Here is a 16227-nt window from a genome sequence, read left to right as displayed (position 1 = left end):
TGGAAAGCTTCCTGTATTTGCAGGAAGCTTTTCCTATTTTACCTCGTATTATTTTTGCGAATTCTGGTCCTTGCCCTCATTTTCTACCGAAAAGTGGAACAGACTTTCTTGAAGCTGCTCAGCGGTATTACTGAGAGACTCAGCTGCTTGCGCAATCTCTTTCATCGCTGTCAGCTGTGATGTTACTGATTGTTTTACCTCCCGGGTATGTTCGGAAGCGGAGCGACTGATCGCGACGATCTCGTTCATGGAAGCAGCCACTTCCTCCGTTCCCGCCGAGATTTCTTCCGTAGATGCAGAAACCTCTTCGGTCTGTCCAGTAATCTCAACGATATTTCGGTAGACGCCCCCAACCATTTCTCCTGCTTGCTCGATCAGATGCACGCCATGCTCCACTTCTTCTACGCCTGATAAAAGGGTTGCAGCAGCTTTGTCGGTCATGGACTGAATATCATGTATCATGCTGGTGATATCCCCAAGGGAGTTCGTTGTTTGTTCCGCCAACTTTTTCACCTCGCTCGCCACGACAGAGAAACCTCTGCCGTGTTCGCCCGCGCGAGCCGCTTCAATCGAGGCGTTTAATGAAAGTAATTGCGTTTGTATGGCTATCTCATTGATGACTGCCACAATGGTTCCGATTTGTTTGGTCATTTGTTCCAGCTTGTCCATGTCTTCTGAGGATTGACCTACTGTTTTGCGAATACCGTGCATATGGGCGACAACCTGCTGCAACAAAAGATTCCCTTGTTCTGCGATTACCTGTGAGTCCTGGGTTAAGGCGGAGACCTCAGTTGCAGATGTAGCTACTCGTTGGACCCCTTCCGCCATTTCGTTCATCGCGAGCGCCGTCTGCTGCGCCCCTTCATGCTGAGATTCTGTCCCTCGCATGATACTGCTCATCGCCGCATCGATTCGGTTGCCCATCTGTGCGGCTTCTGCCGAGACTGCCGTCAATTGCTGTGAAGAGCCTGCAAGAATCGCAACTGTGTCATGCGCCTGCTGAATCGTAGTGCGGAACGAATCGATCATCGTATTCAGACTATCCGCAGCAACCCCCAGCTCGTCCCGGGAAGAATCACGCCATTTTACAGTCAAATCGCCCGTGGACAATACCTGAAGGACTGTAGTCAAGCCTAACAAACGCTTGAGAAGACGGCGAGTCAAGATATAGACCACAAGCACAAGTCCGCTGCCTGATAAAACCATCCCCACCAGTAGGATCGTGTTGTATTGCTCCAGTTCTGCCAGCGCTTCTTTTACGGTAATGGTTGCCCCAACGGACCACCCGGTTATAGGGATGGGAGAGTAGGCAACATATTTTTTTACACCATCGATGTCGGCTTCCTCAATCCCGCTTTCGCCCTTAATCATTTTGGTGGCGATACGGGCACGATCCCCTTCCTGCTCTGTAAACTTGGCTTTCATCACCAATTCAGTCTGCGGATGATACAGGACCGTACTGTCGTCGGACAGCAGGAAGTTATATCCCGACTCTCCCAGCTTATAGACGTTCATGATTTCCGGCAGCTTGTCCAGCAGGAGGTCAATTGCAACAAATCCAAGGACTTTTCCTCCGTCTTTAACAGGCAGAATGGCACTGATAACCAGCTTGCCAGTCATCGCATCCACATAAGGATCGGAAAACCATACATCGTCCTTTGCTCCAGCCTTTTCATGCCATGGGCGTGTTTGGATATCCCAATCCGGTTTGGAAAGTGTCTTCCCGTTCCCCAACAAAAAGTTCCCTCGTTCATGGGCAATCCATACCAACGACAGCAGCGGGTCTGTGCCAGCTATCGCATCAAGAGAAGCCATCACATCCTGATAACGCGTGTCCGTCTGAACGGTATCCCTGTCTAGGTCGGAACCAAGCAGCTTGAGAAACTGTTGATTGGTCGCCATTTGCCGTACCAGAACCGCTTTCTCCTCTAACAGAGCATCTACATCTGCGACAATACTTTCGCTGTTCTTCTGGAGACTTTTTTCAACATTGCTCACAATTAACGCGCGTGTTTCTGAATAAATCCAGTAGCCCAACAAAGAAAAGGTAATGAGGATGACGCATGTCAGCGATAAAATCATTTTGAATGAGATAGTGTTACGTCATGCCATAAAATTCCTCCATTGTCTGCATCTCTGCGTTAATATATTAGATAGTTAATGGATACCCTGAATTCGTTTATGTCGAAACATGGCGAATTTAACCAATTCTCCAAACAAATAAAAAATGGATAGAGATCCAGGGTTAGCTGAATTTCTATCCATAAATTTTGTGGGACGCAAGACAGTAGTTAATCTTCACCTTTGTAGTTCTTTCTTACATGGACGGAACTTTTCTTCCACTCGGTTGTTGCTTGGTGACGGAACGGTATTGGAGCTGCTTTCTTTGGAAGTGGTTGTTCCCGATCAGGGCCAGGATCACGAGCAAGGTGCCGCACAATTCGTAACGGCTGATCTCGTATCCTTGAAACGCCATCATGGCAAAGGTCGTGATCGGAACCAGGTTGATAAACAAAATGCCGTTGAGCGGAGAGAGCAGCTTAATTCCTGCATTCCAGCTCAATAGAGCGACAAAACCGGGTAAAAGAACCATGAACGCCATTTCGTATTTAATGGACATCACCGTTTCGACTGTAGGAACCGGAAGCCATTGAAAGAGTGAGGAAGTCGTGACAATCACGAAATTCACTCCTGTTCCCAAGAGACACGTCAACGTGGAGTAGCGAAGCGTGGACCACGTGTTAAAACGCCCGCCGCCGATCGAGTAGACAACCCAACCCACGACACCGATGAAAATGAAGACCAACGGGATCAAATGCTCACTTGCAGTAGTAAAGAAGGTAAGATTGCCATTGGTAATTACAAGGACAGCGCCGACCAAGGCTACGAGAATCGTCGCCAACGTATAGGACGGCGGCAGCTTTCTAGTGGTAATAGACAAAAGTACAATCGAGATCATCGGCATGAGCACTTCCATAATGGACGCGGCAATCGTGCCAGGCTCTCCCATCAAATCCTGCCCGAGAAATACTCCCATATTGTAGACGGTAAACGCCATTGTTCCAAAAAACAGCAGAGACTTCCCGCGCCCTTCAAAACGAAAAGCAGACAAGCCTTCTTTTGCCCAAAGCAAACCGCACAAGATGACCGTTACGAAAAAATAGCGAAGAAATGAGAAGTAAAATGGATCGATCTCTTGCAGTGCGATGTGCGCAACCGGAAACATCGCCCCCCATGACATACTGGCGACCATGCAGAAAATAGACCCTAAAAGTAGTTGCTTGTTCATTATGCGATTTCTCCCTTTTCCTATGTGTTCAAAAAGACGTCTTTTTGAACTTTCTCTTAGTTGCTTAGATGTTGACTTACCACATCATACTGGATGGAAATATGTTAGTATAATGATTGATAATAACTTTATGTATCATTTTCAGTGATGGATGAAAAGAGGGAGAGAAACGTGGAGATCAATGATTTGAAAATATTCCAGATGGTCGCCACATTGGGCAGCGTGAGCAAGACCGCAGCCGAGCTGAGCTACGTTCAGTCGAATGTGACGGCGCGGATCAAGCTGCTGGAAAAAGAGCTGGGGACACCTTTGTTTTATCGCAACAAGCGAGGCATGACCTTGAATACGGAAGGGAAGCGCCTGCTCGAATATTCACGAGAGATCATCGCCAAATTCGAAGAAATGCAAAAGTACTTTCATCGGGCTTCCGAGCCGTCCGGGGTGCTGGAGGTTGGGATGGTCGAGACGATCAATGCCCTTCCGAGGTTGCTATCCTCTTATTGCAGCCAGTATCCGCATGTGGATCTTTCACTGAAGGCTGGCGTGACAGAGCATTTGCTACAAAAAGTATTGGATCTCGCGCTGGATGGAGCGTTCGTGAGTGGACCAATCAACCATCCTTTGATCGAGCAGGAGCAAGTATTTCAAGAGGAGCTGGTGTTGGTAACGAAAAACAGTTCCTTCACCGCCAGTGATATCACAGGGAAAGCTCTTTTGCTCTACAAAAAGGGCTGCGGGTATCGAGAACGGTTAGAGACCTGGATGAAGGTGGAGGGCTTGATTCCGAAAAAAGTGATGGAGTTCGGAACGTTTGAGACCATTATCGGGGGCGTAGCAGCTGGGATCGGTATTACCATTTTGCCGAAGTCGGCCGTACATCACTTGGTCGAGAGCGGAACAGTTCATATTCATCGCATCCCGGAGCCTTATCATGAGGTGACAACCGTTTTTATTCGTAGAAAAGATTCATTTGTAACGAACACGATGCAAGCGTTTCTGGACGAAATCCGTTTGCAAAAAGCGAAAGCGTAACTGCTGCAATTTACTCCTTCCATTGTTCAGAAAAATATGGTAAATTTTATTTCAGAACAAACGTTCTGTATTTCGCTGTGCAGAAGAGGGAGGGAGTAGCTCGATTGATGGACAGGTATACCGAAATTGACGAAGTGATTGCTTATATACATCGGCATTTAGACGAGCCTTTGCCACTTTCTCGATTGGCGAATCATGTTGCGTATAGTCAGTATCATTTTGCGCGAATTTTTAAAGAAAGAATCGGTCTCCCACCTCTTTATTATGTATCGACTATGCGACTCCAAAGAGCAAAGGATTTACTGCTACGCACAAACATGAGTGTTCGGGACATTGGTCTGGAAATTGGTCAGCAGAGTCTGGGTACATTCTCTACCCGTTTTACGGAGCGTGTCGGGGTATCGCCTAGCGAATTTCGAGAAACGGCTCAGCTAGCGGAAGACCGACTTCGTTCCTTGCAGCAGTTGACAGAGTGGAGTCGGTTACACCCGGCCCCCGAACGACCAATGACCATTGCAGGGATAATCGAGTCCACAGAGCCATTTCAAGGCGTCATTTTGATTGGATTGTTTGCCAAGCCGATTCCAGAAGGTCTTCCTTTATACGGAACATTGCTGCCCTCGTTAGGAGATTTTTGTTTTACCAATGTCAAGCCGGGCACGTATTACTTGATGGCGACATCTGTTGCCTGGGGCATGCAGGCGATGGATTTTCTCTTGCCGTACGAGACCTTGCGAACACGTTCCAAGAAACCAATCATTGTCACACCAACTACGATCGTCCCTCATCAGCAGGTTACTCTTCATGTGCCTCATCCGGACGACCCTCCCATCTTGATTTCTCTTTCTTTGCTCATGAACAGATTCATTCAGCAGCTTCCTTAAATAAGAGAACAAGAATCCCTTATTTTAAAATAGCGGGCTTACGAATCATGGAACTGAGCCTACTATCACAATAGTAGAACTTCTTTCCGCGAGCAGGATATTGGACGAAAAAGTGAAATGATAACTAGGCGTGAATAGCATGCGCAAAAGAAAGGAAAGCAGGGAAAGAGAATGTCAAAGCCTTACAAAAAAGTTTTTTGGGCAGCCGGTTTTGGCTGGATGTTCGATGCCATGGATGTTGCACTTTTATCTTTTATTATGGTGGCATTACGACAGGAATGGGGTTTGACGGGGGAAGAAGCCGGGCTATTAGGGACGGGCAATCTCGTCGGGATGGCGATTGGAGCAATTGCAGGTGGCTATTTGGCTGACAGAATTGGCCGCAAGCCAGTGTTTTTGCTGACCCTGATCTTGTTTGGTTTGGCGAGTTTTGCTAGCGCTTTCGCAACTGGCTTTGCGACCATGCTGCTGTTCCGCTTCCTGATGGGACTCGGTTTGGGTGCCGAGCTGCCAGTAGCCTCGACGCTGGTAAACGAGTTTGCGCCACCGGAGAAGCGAGGAAGTACGGTTGTGCTGTTGGAGAGCTTTTGGGCGGTCGGTTGGATCGCGGCAGCCGTCATATCGTATTTCATCATTCCGGACTATGGCTGGCGCGTAGCTGTCATGATCGGGGCGTTGCCTATTGTGTACGCCTGGTTCGCTCGGAGGAGTATTCCTGAATCTCCGCAGTTTCAAAAGCAGGCCGAAAAGATTCCGGTTGGAAAGCTGTTGACGTCTCATCGCACAGAGACGATTACGCTGTGGGTTGTCTGGTTTGCGATTGCGTTCTCGTACTACGGCATGTTTCTATGGATGCCATCTGTATTGGTCGACAAAGGCTTTACAATGATCAAAAGCTTCCAGTACGTACTGATCATGACGTTGGCCCAACTGCCAGGTTATTTCGCGGCAGCCTATCTCGTGGAAAAATGGGGACGGAAATGGACGCTGGCGACCTTCTTGTTCATGACTGGTGTGATGGCGTTCGCTTTTGGACAAAGCAGTGGCACCATGGAACTGTTGGTGACGGGAGCCTTCTTGTCTTTCTTCAATCTGGGTGCTTGGGGTGCTTTGTACGCGTACACGCCGGAAAATTATCCGACACCGCTGCGCGCTACCGGTTCCGGTATGGCATCAGGTGTCGGAAGAATCGGCAGTATTATCGCGCCGTATCTCGTCGGTTACTACTCGTCGCATCATTACAGCTACACGTTCATTTTTAGTATGTTTACCGCGGTGCTGATCGTGGGAGCAATCGTCCTGCTCATGTACGGACGAGAAACAAAAGTCCTTGCTAATTCGGGACCTCGTACAGGCCAAGTGTAGCACGCACCTGCTCTAGGACCTCACGTTTCAGTTCTTGTGGCTCCAGCACTTGAATGTGCGGGCCGAAGCTGAGCACTAGCGAGCATGCTGATGCAAGTGTATGAAATTCAACCTCTGCTTCCATCCAGTCGTCTGTTGCGGCTTGGGTGGAAGCTATTTTTATATAACGCTCCTGTTTTACAGCAGGTAACGTTCCTTTTTTAACGAGTAACCGCGCAGGATAACGTGGGAGGCTGGATTTGAAGTCCATTGTGGATTGTTCCCAATAAGAAGCGAGGTCGAACTCGCTTGGGCGGACGAAGCCATCATCTAAAAGATGTGCATCCAACAGTCGTGAAATCCGGTACGTCCGCATGTCCTCGTCCACTTTTGCAACCAAATACCAAATGCTTCGCTTGGCGACGAGTCCGAGCGGGCAGACAATGCGCTCTACGGCCACATCTTCGCGCATGTAACGAATGAACAGCTTGCGAGAGAGCCATACGGCATCTTGAACGGTAGACAAGAACGGAAATGTCTCCGTCGATTCATGCCAGCCAGCCCCGTCGATATGAAGGAGATGACGTACGTGGATAGCATCCTGCTGAACAGTCTTTGGCAGCGCGGATAGCAGCTTGAGAAAAGCAGCTTCATAGTTTTCATGCAGCCCGAGATCATTTAACAAGGCGGCAGGGGACGCTACGAGCAGTGATTGCAGCTCATTTATTTTCATTCCGGTCAAATTACTGCGATACCCTTCAGCCAAAGCCCAGCCCCCATCTGCACCGCGCAGCGCATAGACGGGAACGCCTGACGAGCTCAAAGCCTCCATATCACGATGAACGGTTCGCTCGGACACCTCCAGCCTTTCAGCTAATTGCTTGGAAGTCATACGACCGTGGTTTTGCAAGAGTAACAAAATCGCAAGGAGTCGATCTGCCCGCATAAAAAGCCCTCCTAGAAGTAAGAACAACATTACTTTGATTGTATCGTAACGAATATGACAGCAGTTGTCATATTTACTTCGTTATGTTTCATGTATGAATCGATAAGGAGGCATGACGAATGAAACCATTACAGGGGAAAGTAGCGGTGGTAGCAGGCGGCACAAGAGGAGCAGGACGGGGGATTGCGGTCAGTCTGGGAGAGGCAGGGGCGACGGTATATGTGACGGGACGCACGGTGCGTGGTCAGCACTCTGATATGGCACGACAGGAGACAATTGAAGAGACAGCAGAGCTCGTGACGGCAAGCGGCGGAAACGGGATCGCTGTGCGAGTCGATCATACGCAGGAACAAGAGGTAAAAGCATTCTTTGAGCGAGTAAAGGTGGAGCAAAATGGACAACTCGATCTTTTGGTCAATGACATCTGGGGTGGAGATCCGTTGACTCACTGGGGGACACCGTTCTGGGAGCAGCCATTGGCAGACGGGCTATTGATGCAAGAACGCGCCATTCGTACGCATATGATTACCAGTCACTATGCGGTTCCACTCATGGTCGCACAGAAAAAAGGGCTGATTATCGAGATCACGGACGGAATCGACTATCGGTACCGCGGCAATCTGTACTACAGCTTGGCAAAAATCTCGACGATTCATCTAGCGGTGTCGATGGCAGAGGACCTGCGCCCGCACGGGGTTACCGCGTTGGCTTTAACACCGGGCTTCCTGCGCTCAGAAGCGATGCTCGATCAATTTGGCGTTACAGAAGAGACATGGAGAGAGGCATCGAAGCAAGACAAGCACTTCCTCATGTCGGAAACACCTACGTACATCGGTCGAGCGGTGGTTGCGCTGGCTTCGGACCCGGCAGTCGCAGAAAAAACAGGGAAAACGCTCAGTACATGGGGCTTGTCGGACGAGTATTCTTTTACGGATCGAGATGGTAGCCGCCCGCATTGGGGAAATTACGCAGAGGAACAAGGGTTTTACCGCTAGTTTTCAGGGAACATATAAGACGGCTCCTCAGATGCATTCGAGGAGCCGTTTCTTAGATTGCATCCAGTACATCCTCTTCCGTAATATAGGGAATCTCGTCTGATACAAACACATTCTTATACTCGGTGCCTTAATCTGGTGATCGGTGAGGTTTTGAAACACGTTGTCCACGGCTACTTCATACCCATTGGGTGATTTCTTCTGTGGATGAAAAAGTTTTCGATAGCGCAAAACCACTTGAGGAGTGTGTGGGCTCCTTCGTCGTGCAAGCAGAGCTGATCGCTAGAAGGAAAGCTGAAAGAGTAATGACACCAAACCATTTTTTCACGGGGCTCTCTCCTCACGTTCAGGCAGCTATGCCAACGGCTGCGTATTCTTCTTTTTCCCAAACCAACTTTTCACATTACCATTCAAAATCAGATGAGTGATCACCCCCGCAATCAAGCCCCAGAAAGCAGCGCCGATTCCGCCAATGGAGATGCCGGAAATCGTGACGAGAAACGTAACCAAGGCGCATTCCCGTTCCTTCGCTTCGCTCATCGCCTGTGCGAGGCTGGAACTGAGCGAGGCAAACAGAGCCAAGCCAGCAATAACAGCAATCAATTCTTTGGGCAAAGCAGCGAACACCGAAGCCATCGTAGCGCCAAACATCCCGAAGAGTAAGTAAAAGCCCCCGCAGGCAATTCCGGCAATGTAGCGCTTGGTATGATCCGGATGAGCTTCTTTTCCCGTGCAAATAGCCGCTGTAATTGCTGCGAGATTAATTCCTGGTGAACCAAAAGGAGCGAGCAAGAGTGACGCGATGCCAGTTGTCGTTACGAGCGGTCCAGCAGGTGTATCGTACCCGTCTGCTTTTAAAACGCTAATTCCTGGAGCGTTCTGCGAGGCAAGCGCGACGATGCACAATGGAATCCCCAAGCCGATGATCGCATCGAGAGAAAACGTCGGCATCGTAAAGACGGGCTGGACGAGGGACATCTGGACATTGTCCATTTGCAAACGCCCCAAAAGAAAAGCGACACCCAAGCCGACGAAAAGCGTAAGCACGACCGCATACCGTGGCGACCAGCGTTTGGCGAACAAATAGCAAAAGATCATCGGCAGAGCCAAGGCAGGCAGGTGCTGCATGGAAACAAAGACTTCTACGCCAAAAGACAGGAGAATCCCCGCGAGCATGGCGGTCGTAATCGACTGCGGGACGTATTTCATCAAGACGGAAAATAAACCGGAAACACCGACGAGCGTAATGACCACGGCCGAAAAAATATACGCGCCAATCGCGTCGGGAAAGGAGTATACCGTCAAGCTGGTGACTAACAGAACGGCCCCCGGAGTCGACCAAGCCGTAATGACCGGGGTACGAAACCAGATGCTGAGTACAATACACGTCAAGCCGCTCCCAATCGAGATGGCCCAAATCCAAGAGGCGAGGACAGCATCGCTGAGTCCTGCACCCTTGGCAGCTTGAAAGACGATCAGCAATGGTCCTGCATAGGAGACCATCGTGGCGATGAGTCCTACAATAACGGCAGATAGAGAGAAGTCAGCAGGGATTTTTTTTAGGGTCGAGAAAGGTTTTTCGGGAACCACGACGTGAATGCCTCCTAGATGCGCCAATGCAGACGTTATGCTTTTTCGTTCAAAATGTAGCGAATCGTCCGTTTGGTGATGTTTAATTTTTTGCTTAAAAGCTGTCTGTTTCCATTCGTTTCGGTCAAGCCCTTTTCGATAATCGTTCGCCCGATCTCGCCTTCGAGCTGTTTAATCCGCTTGATCAAATAATCGAAGTCGATCCCGTCTACAGAGGTGACAAGGCGACTGATCGTATCGACAAAGCGCTCGCATTCGTGATCGATGATCTGCTCGATCCGTTTGGGGACAGTGGGAGGCTGCACCTGTACCGTGCGGCTTCGCAAACTTGCTGGCAAATGCTCGGCACGCAGTCGTTCGCATTCGTGCAACGCGATGGTTTGATTGAGTACGTTGATCAGTTGGCGGATATTGCCTGGCCAATCGTAGCGCTGCAAGACCTCAATGGCATCCTGCTCGATTTCACATGGCTCTCCACTGCGCTTTTGCAAGTAGTAGCGCGCGATTGTGGGGATATCCTGAATCCGTTCGCGAAGAGGTGGAATCGACAGCTTGATCCCTTCCAGACGATACAACAGATCACTGCGGAAACGATTCATTTCGACTTCATGCTCCAAATCACGGTTCGTAGCAGAAATAAAGCGAATATTGCTCTGACCGATCTGCTCACCACCGACCCTCATGAATTCTCCCGTCTCCAGCGTACGCAAGAGCTTCACTTGGATAGAAGGGGGAGCCTCCCCGATCTCATCGAGAAACAGCGTTCCGTTATGTGCCAGCTCGAACAAGCCTTTGCGTGATTTGAGCGCTCCGGTAAAAGCGCCCTTTTCATAGCCGAACAGCTCACTTTCCAGCAAGGATTCCGGGACGGCCCCGCAGTTAAAAGCGACAAAAGGCTGCTGGGCGCGATTGCTTGCTCCGTGGAGAAAACGGGCCATCAGCTCCTTGCCGGTACCCGTTTCGCCCTCAATAAGGACGTGGATCGCCTTTTTTGCTAATTTTTTGGCAATTGCGGTCACATTAGCCATCGGACTGTCAGATGAATACACGATACCATATTGGGCGGCTTCTTGGGATAGGTGATCGCTGTGTTTGCTGGAAGGGGAGAGCACCGCATCGATGACCTGCTCCAGACTGTCCAGATCGTCGAAAGGCTTTTCCAAGTAATCGCGAGCACCCCATTGCATCGCTGTCACAGCCGATTTAATCGTACTGAAGCCCGTCATGATCAAGACTTCACAGGCGGGGAATACGGCCTTGATCTGTTTGAGCAGCGTCAACCCGTCGGCATCTGGCAGCTTCAGGTCCACGAGTGCAGCGTGAAAGCCGGTAGAATCCGAGTGAAGCAGCCGTTCCACGTCCTTGCCAGAATTGGCAACGACGATATCGCAGTCTTTTTTCTTGAGAAAATAGGTGAAAAAGGTAGTCACTTCTGTTTCATCATCCACGATCAAAATCCGTTTTTTCTCCATCGTTGTCCTCCTCGTCAGCTAACAGTGGCAAAAGCATCGTAAACTTGCTGTACTCTCCCTCCACACTTTCGGCAAACAGCTTCCCACCGTGTGCTTCTGCAATTCCAAGACTGACGGAAAGCCCGAGACCAGTCCCTTTTGTCCGTTCCTTCGTCGAGAAGAAGGGCTGAAAAATCTGCGAAAGCTGCTCTTCACAAATGCCTGTACCGTTATCGTACACGGATAAGCCTACGTAAGAGCTATTCTCCTCTTGTACGAGGAAGGAACGGATGACGATGTGTGGAGCTTCCTTGCCTGCCACAGCGTCCCGTGCATTTAACAGGAGATTGATCACAATTTGCTCGATCTGATGACGACTTCCATGAAACAGCAGAGGAGGCTCGTACATTTCCCGGGTTATGGTCAAGCCGGAAACAGATAGCTGGTAGCCAATTAGCCCCAGTACGTCCTCTACGACCTCGTCAATAGAGGTAGTGGAAAACAAGTACTCTTCCTGCCGTGAGAAGGTGAGCAGGTTTTGAATGATCTTTTTGCAGCGCACCCCGCATTGATAGATGTCTTTCATCAGGGGAGCCTCTGGGGCATCTGTCATCTCGCGCATGAGCAATTGAGAGTTTCCGAGGATGGCCGTGAGCGGACTGTTTAGCTCATGGGCAATGCCGGCAGCCATCTCGCCAATCGCCGCCATTTTTGCGGATTGAATCAGTTGGGCTTCGATTTTGATCTTTTCATTCACGTCTTGAAATAGTAGGCTGTTTTCTACGACGACGCCAATATGGCTGGCGACAAGCTGGATCAATTCGGCTTCGTCCCGATCGACTGGCTGCTTTGTTTGGCGTAAGAGTGTCAGAAAACCAAAGGTCTGATTTAATTGGCTGCGCAGTGGAACAGAGGTGGCGTGATGCTCAGGCAGCACTTCGGCAATGGTAAGATGAACCTGCTCGGTGAGCACATGGGCTTCTACTGCAATGTTCTGTGTCAGCGTATGGCATTGCCAATCTCCGTCATTCCACGTGGCGAGATAGGAGGAGAGCATGCCTCCTTTCACGATGGTCAGGGCAAAATGCTCGAATATGAGAATTTGCGAGAGCTGTGCGGCGATATAACTGGTTGTTTGTTGCCAGGTGGCGTTGATCTGGATTTGTGTCAGCTGGTTAATGACGGCGAGCTGCTTGTTTTTCTTTTTCATCTCCTCGATCAGATAGACGAGCTCACTGTAATAGCTTTTTCGCGAGGATTGAATTCCGGTCAATTTTTCCAGAATCTCTTGTTTGGTATGCATGGCGCGAACCTCCTACAAGGCTTGGCGAAACAGCGTCGCGACATCGTGGACGTTCATGTCGCGAGGATTGGTCGTCATGCACACGTCGAGTACGGCGAGAGAACTGAGCAGGTCGATTTGCTCTGGATGCAACCCAATGGCCGACAAGGATTGGGGCACATCCAGATCGCTTACCAGCTCCTTGACTGCTTTGAGTGTGAGACGAGAGGCGGCATGTGTGCTTAAGCCCGCCGTGTTTTCACCGAGGCATTCAGCGATTTGCCTGTACTTTTCCGGTGCGGCGATGTAGTTGTACTCGAGTACATGGGGGAGCAGGATGGCATTCACCTCGCCATGCGGAGCGTCGAGGAATCCCCCTAACTGATGGGACATGGCGTGCACAGCACCGAGTATGGCGTTGGAAAAAGCGATTCCGGCTTGAAGGCTCGCCATGGCCATCGCTTGCTTAGCCTCTGTATTGTATTGACTGGCAACAGATGGGCGCAGATGCTGGGCGATGAGACGCATGGCTTGTAGCGAATGCACCTCGGTCAGCGGCGTTGCGGCGAGTGAAATATACGATTCAATGGCATGTGTCAGCACATCTATGCCTGTATTGGCAGTGAGCAGCTTGTCCTTGGTCATCAAGGTTTGCGGGTCGATGATAGCGATATCGGGTATGAGCGATTTGGAGATAATCGTCATTTTCACCTTGCGTGTACTATCCACAATAATGGAAAATTGTGAAACCTCTGAACCGGAGCCGGCTGTCGTCGGTACCATCACCATGGGAGGAAGAGGATGCTGGATATTATCGACGCCTTCGTATTGGACGATACTGCCCTCGTTGGTAGCCAACAGTGCAATTGCCTTGGCTGCATCGATGGCACTGCCACCGCCAACACCGAGAATGGCATTGCACTCCTTGGCTCGATATTCAGCAATACCGGCATGAATCTCGTAATCTTTCGGATTGGCTGTCACGTTGGTCCATAGATGGTAGTCGAGCTTTTGTTGCTGCAAGTAAGAGATAATCCGCTCGATCCAGCCTGCGTTTGCGACTCCAGGATCACTAACAAGAAAGACGCGAGAAGCTCCCAATCTGCGCAAGCTTTCCCCTACCTGTCCGAGAGAATGGTTCCCGAAAATAATTTCCGGCGTCATGAACTTGGATATTTGCATGCGTTCGCCCCCTTTTTCCACTACGTAGTAATACCGCAGGCAGGGAGGAATACCCTTTTTCGGCCAAAAGGTTGGCAAGTGGGCCGTTTTTTCGGCTCATGTGCCGCAATATCGGCTGCATGGAAGAAAGGAAACCGCATAATCATTCGATTTTAAAGCGCTTTCATTTTGGCATACTGCTTGCAATTAATAGGAGGCAGGAAGAACACCTGCCCTTTGCGCACATGCCTCAAGGGGAAAAAAGAGGAGGAAGGTCAAGATGAAAGCAGCAGTAGTCAATGAGTTCCATCAAAAGCTGGAAGTAAAGGAAGTCTCCATTCCAGAGGTCGGACACGGTGAGGTTCTGGTAAAAATCAAGACGTGTGGTGTCTGCCATACAGACCTGCATGCGGCACATGGGGATTGGCCTGTGAAGCCAAAGCTGCCTTTGATTCCTGGACATGAGGGCGTAGGTGTTGTCGAAAAGCTGGGGGAAGGTGTAACCTCGCTGAAAATTGGTGATCGGGTAGGCATTCCGTGGTTATTCTCCGCTTGCGGCGAATGCGACTACTGCCTGACAGGGTGGGAAACACTGTGCATGCAGCAGTTAAATGGGGGCTATTCCGCAGACGGTGCTTATGCCGAATATTGTGTAGCGCCTGCTGCTTACGTGGCACGCATTCCAGACGAGCTGGGTGATGTGGAAGCAGCGCCGATCCTGTGCGCAGGGGTAACAACGTATAAAGCATTGAAGGTAGCAAACGTGAAGCCGGGTGAGTGGGTGGCGATCTACGGCATCGGCGGCTTGGGGCATGTGGCTCTCCAATATGCCAAGGCGATGGGCTACAACGTCGTAGCTGTCGATATTCACAAGGAGAAGCTGGACTTGGCAAAAGAACTAGGGGCAGATGTGACAGTAAACGGCAGTGAGGTAGATCCGGTACAAGCCATTCAAGAGCAGGTGGGCGGTGTCCACGGGGCGATCAGCGTGGCCGTTACCAAGAAGGCGTTTGAACAAGCCTACAAATCCGTTCGACGTGGCGGCTCTCTCGTCGTTGTTGGCTTGCCGAATGCAGAGCTGCCCATCCCGATTTTTGACACGGTACTGAATGGTGTGACGGTGAAAGGCTCCATTGTGGGGACGCGCAAGGATATGCAAGAAGCACTTGATTTTGCAGCACGCGGCAAGGTTCGCGCGATCATCGAGACGCAGCCGCTGGATCAGATTAACGAAGTGTTGGAGCGTTTGGAAAAAGGTCAAATCAATGGTCGGGTTGTTTTGACGATGGAGTAATCGAAGGATAGGTGAAGCTGTTGTCGGGCTATGCTTTTCGTAAGCATGGGCTGGGCGACAGCTTTTTATTTGTATGAAGGAAAATGGCTTGGTAGTGGTTTCACCCAAATTTGGGTTCATAATATCGGCAATTGCGAATGGGATGATATTGAAAAGTACTTTGCCCCAAATGCTAGAAGGCATATCCTTGAAGGAGAAATTAACGAAAAAGGAAAAGCTGTAGGGTGGCATCATGAGCAATCCCCTCCATAAAGTGAAATGGAACGGAAATGATACAAAAATGGGAAGGTAGGCATTCCTCTGGCATTTAAATTGAAATGTGGCTAGACAAAGATGGAAGGATTACTACAGCTTACCCAATTTATGAACCGTAATCTAGGAGGAACCCTATGATACCTTACGAAATTGTTTTCGATGATAAGGCAGATAAACTACGAATTTGCTTACCAGAACATTTATCGATTGTAGAAGAATTTTTAGAAGTCGAGGTTCGATCGGAACTCTCGAAGAACTTAATTTTAGACCGGATACAAAGAGTGGTATCTGGTGAAGAGGAAGTATCAGATGGTACTGGAAATTTATACAGTTCCGAAATACGGAGGGATTATACTCGAATTTATAACTCATACGTTGAGGAACAGCTAGAAGCGGGTATAGACACTGGCGAGGAATTGGAGTCGATCATTGAAACAAAGTATTTTGCAGAGCTCGTTACGATTTGGATGGATGCTCTAAATGAGCATCGACAACAACAACGTGATTCTACGAAATGATTGAAAGAACGCATAGTATTTAAAGAAGACAGAAGTAGATAGCCACAAAAAGCCGCTTGTTTAGTTAAGCGGCTTTTTCGTAAATACCTTCATGTACGCATAATATGATTGCTGTTGATCTATACCCATACAATACTGGGTGTTATGACAGTAAATTATTGATGAGTGTAGTTTCATATCAAGTTA

14 protein-coding genes are annotated in these 16227 nt (G+C 49.4%); 6 read left to right on the top strand and 8 right to left on the bottom strand.

Annotated features, from left to right (window positions below; translation table 11 throughout):
* Positions 1-48: 48 nt before the first annotated feature.
* Together BBR47_RS23350 and BBR47_RS23345 are read right to left on the bottom strand one after the other, a co-directional pair.
* A complete protein-coding gene (locus tag BBR47_RS23350) occupies positions 49-1998 on the bottom strand; it encodes a methyl-accepting chemotaxis protein (protein WP_162023132.1) in 1950 nt (649 codons plus the stop codon).
* A gap of 319 nt (positions 1999-2317) precedes the next feature.
* On the bottom strand, positions 2318-3289 hold the full coding sequence (locus BBR47_RS23345) for a DMT family transporter (protein WP_015892899.1): 972 nt from the start codon (positions 3287-3289) through the stop codon (positions 2318-2320).
* 171 nt (positions 3290-3460) lie between these two features.
* Between BBR47_RS23345 and BBR47_RS23340 the strand changes: the two genes are divergently transcribed.
* The 3 genes from BBR47_RS23340 to BBR47_RS23330 all read left to right on the top strand — a co-directional run bounded on the left by BBR47_RS23340 (position 3461) and on the right by BBR47_RS23330 (position 6570).
* Entirely contained in the window at positions 3461-4321 is an 861-nt protein-coding gene (locus BBR47_RS23340) for a LysR family transcriptional regulator (protein ID WP_015892898.1), read from the top strand.
* Between the two features lie 107 nt (positions 4322-4428).
* On the top strand, positions 4429-5205 hold the full coding sequence (locus BBR47_RS23335) for a helix-turn-helix domain-containing protein (RefSeq protein WP_015892897.1): 777 nt from the start codon (positions 4429-4431) through the stop codon (positions 5203-5205).
* Between the two features lie 171 nt (positions 5206-5376).
* Positions 5377-6570 (top strand): MFS transporter, encoded by a 1194-nt coding sequence (locus BBR47_RS23330; RefSeq protein WP_015892896.1) that lies wholly within the window; start codon positions 5377-5379, stop codon positions 6568-6570.
* Here BBR47_RS23330 and BBR47_RS23325 read toward each other — a convergent pair.
* Positions 6539-7495, bottom strand: coding sequence for a helix-turn-helix transcriptional regulator (locus BBR47_RS23325; RefSeq protein WP_015892895.1), 957 nt, complete (start codon positions 7493-7495; stop codon positions 6539-6541). The two genes, BBR47_RS23330 and BBR47_RS23325, sit on opposite strands and share 32 nt — an antisense overlap.
* A gap of 119 nt (positions 7496-7614) precedes the next feature.
* Here BBR47_RS23325 and BBR47_RS23320 point away from each other — a divergent pair, with 119 nt between their 5' ends.
* Positions 7615-8490, top strand: a complete 876-nt coding sequence (locus tag BBR47_RS23320; RefSeq protein WP_015892894.1) for an SDR family oxidoreductase — start codon at positions 7615-7617, stop codon at positions 8488-8490.
* Between the two features lie 178 nt (positions 8491-8668).
* Here BBR47_RS23320 and BBR47_RS30985 read toward each other — a convergent pair whose 3' ends face one another.
* Genes BBR47_RS30985 through BBR47_RS23300 form a run of 5 tightly spaced genes read right to left on the bottom strand, consistent with a single transcriptional unit; the run spans position 8669 to position 13995 of the window.
* Positions 8669-8818 (bottom strand): hypothetical protein, encoded by a 150-nt coding sequence (locus tag BBR47_RS30985; RefSeq protein ID WP_155801107.1) that lies wholly within the window; start codon positions 8816-8818, stop codon positions 8669-8671.
* A gap of 26 nt (positions 8819-8844) precedes the next feature.
* On the bottom strand, positions 8845-10080 hold the full coding sequence (locus tag BBR47_RS23315; protein WP_015892893.1) for a benzoate/H(+) symporter BenE family transporter: 1236 nt from the start codon (positions 10078-10080) through the stop codon (positions 8845-8847).
* Positions 10081-10115: 35 nt separating this feature from the next.
* On the bottom strand, positions 10116-11552 hold the full coding sequence (locus BBR47_RS23310; protein WP_015892892.1) for a sigma-54-dependent transcriptional regulator: 1437 nt from the start codon (positions 11550-11552) through the stop codon (positions 10116-10118).
* Positions 11521-12834, bottom strand: coding sequence for a sensor histidine kinase (locus BBR47_RS23305; protein WP_015892891.1), 1314 nt, complete (start codon positions 12832-12834; stop codon positions 11521-11523). The genes BBR47_RS23310 and BBR47_RS23305 overlap by 32 nt, the downstream gene beginning before the upstream one ends.
* Positions 12835-12846: 12 nt before the next feature.
* Entirely contained in the window at positions 12847-13995 is a 1149-nt protein-coding gene (locus BBR47_RS23300) for an iron-containing alcohol dehydrogenase (RefSeq protein ID WP_015892890.1), read from the bottom strand.
* A 259-nt stretch (positions 13996-14254) separates the two neighbouring features.
* On the opposite strand from BBR47_RS23300, the gene adhP reads away from it, so the two are divergent.
* Complete coding sequence (gene adhP, locus BBR47_RS23295) at positions 14255-15268, top strand: alcohol dehydrogenase AdhP (RefSeq protein WP_015892889.1); 1014 nt, start codon at positions 14255-14257, stop codon at positions 15266-15268.
* Positions 15269-15657: 389 nt separating this feature from the next.
* Positions 15658-16041 (top strand): hypothetical protein, encoded by a 384-nt coding sequence (locus BBR47_RS23285; RefSeq protein ID WP_015892887.1) that lies wholly within the window; start codon positions 15658-15660, stop codon positions 16039-16041.
* Positions 16042-16227: the final 186 nt, after the last annotated feature.

This window comes from Brevibacillus brevis NBRC 100599 (assembly GCF_000010165.1).
Taxonomy (GTDB): Bacteria; Bacillota; Bacilli; order Brevibacillales; family Brevibacillaceae; genus Brevibacillus; species Brevibacillus brevis_D.
This window is presented reverse-complemented; position numbering and strand designations above follow the sequence as displayed.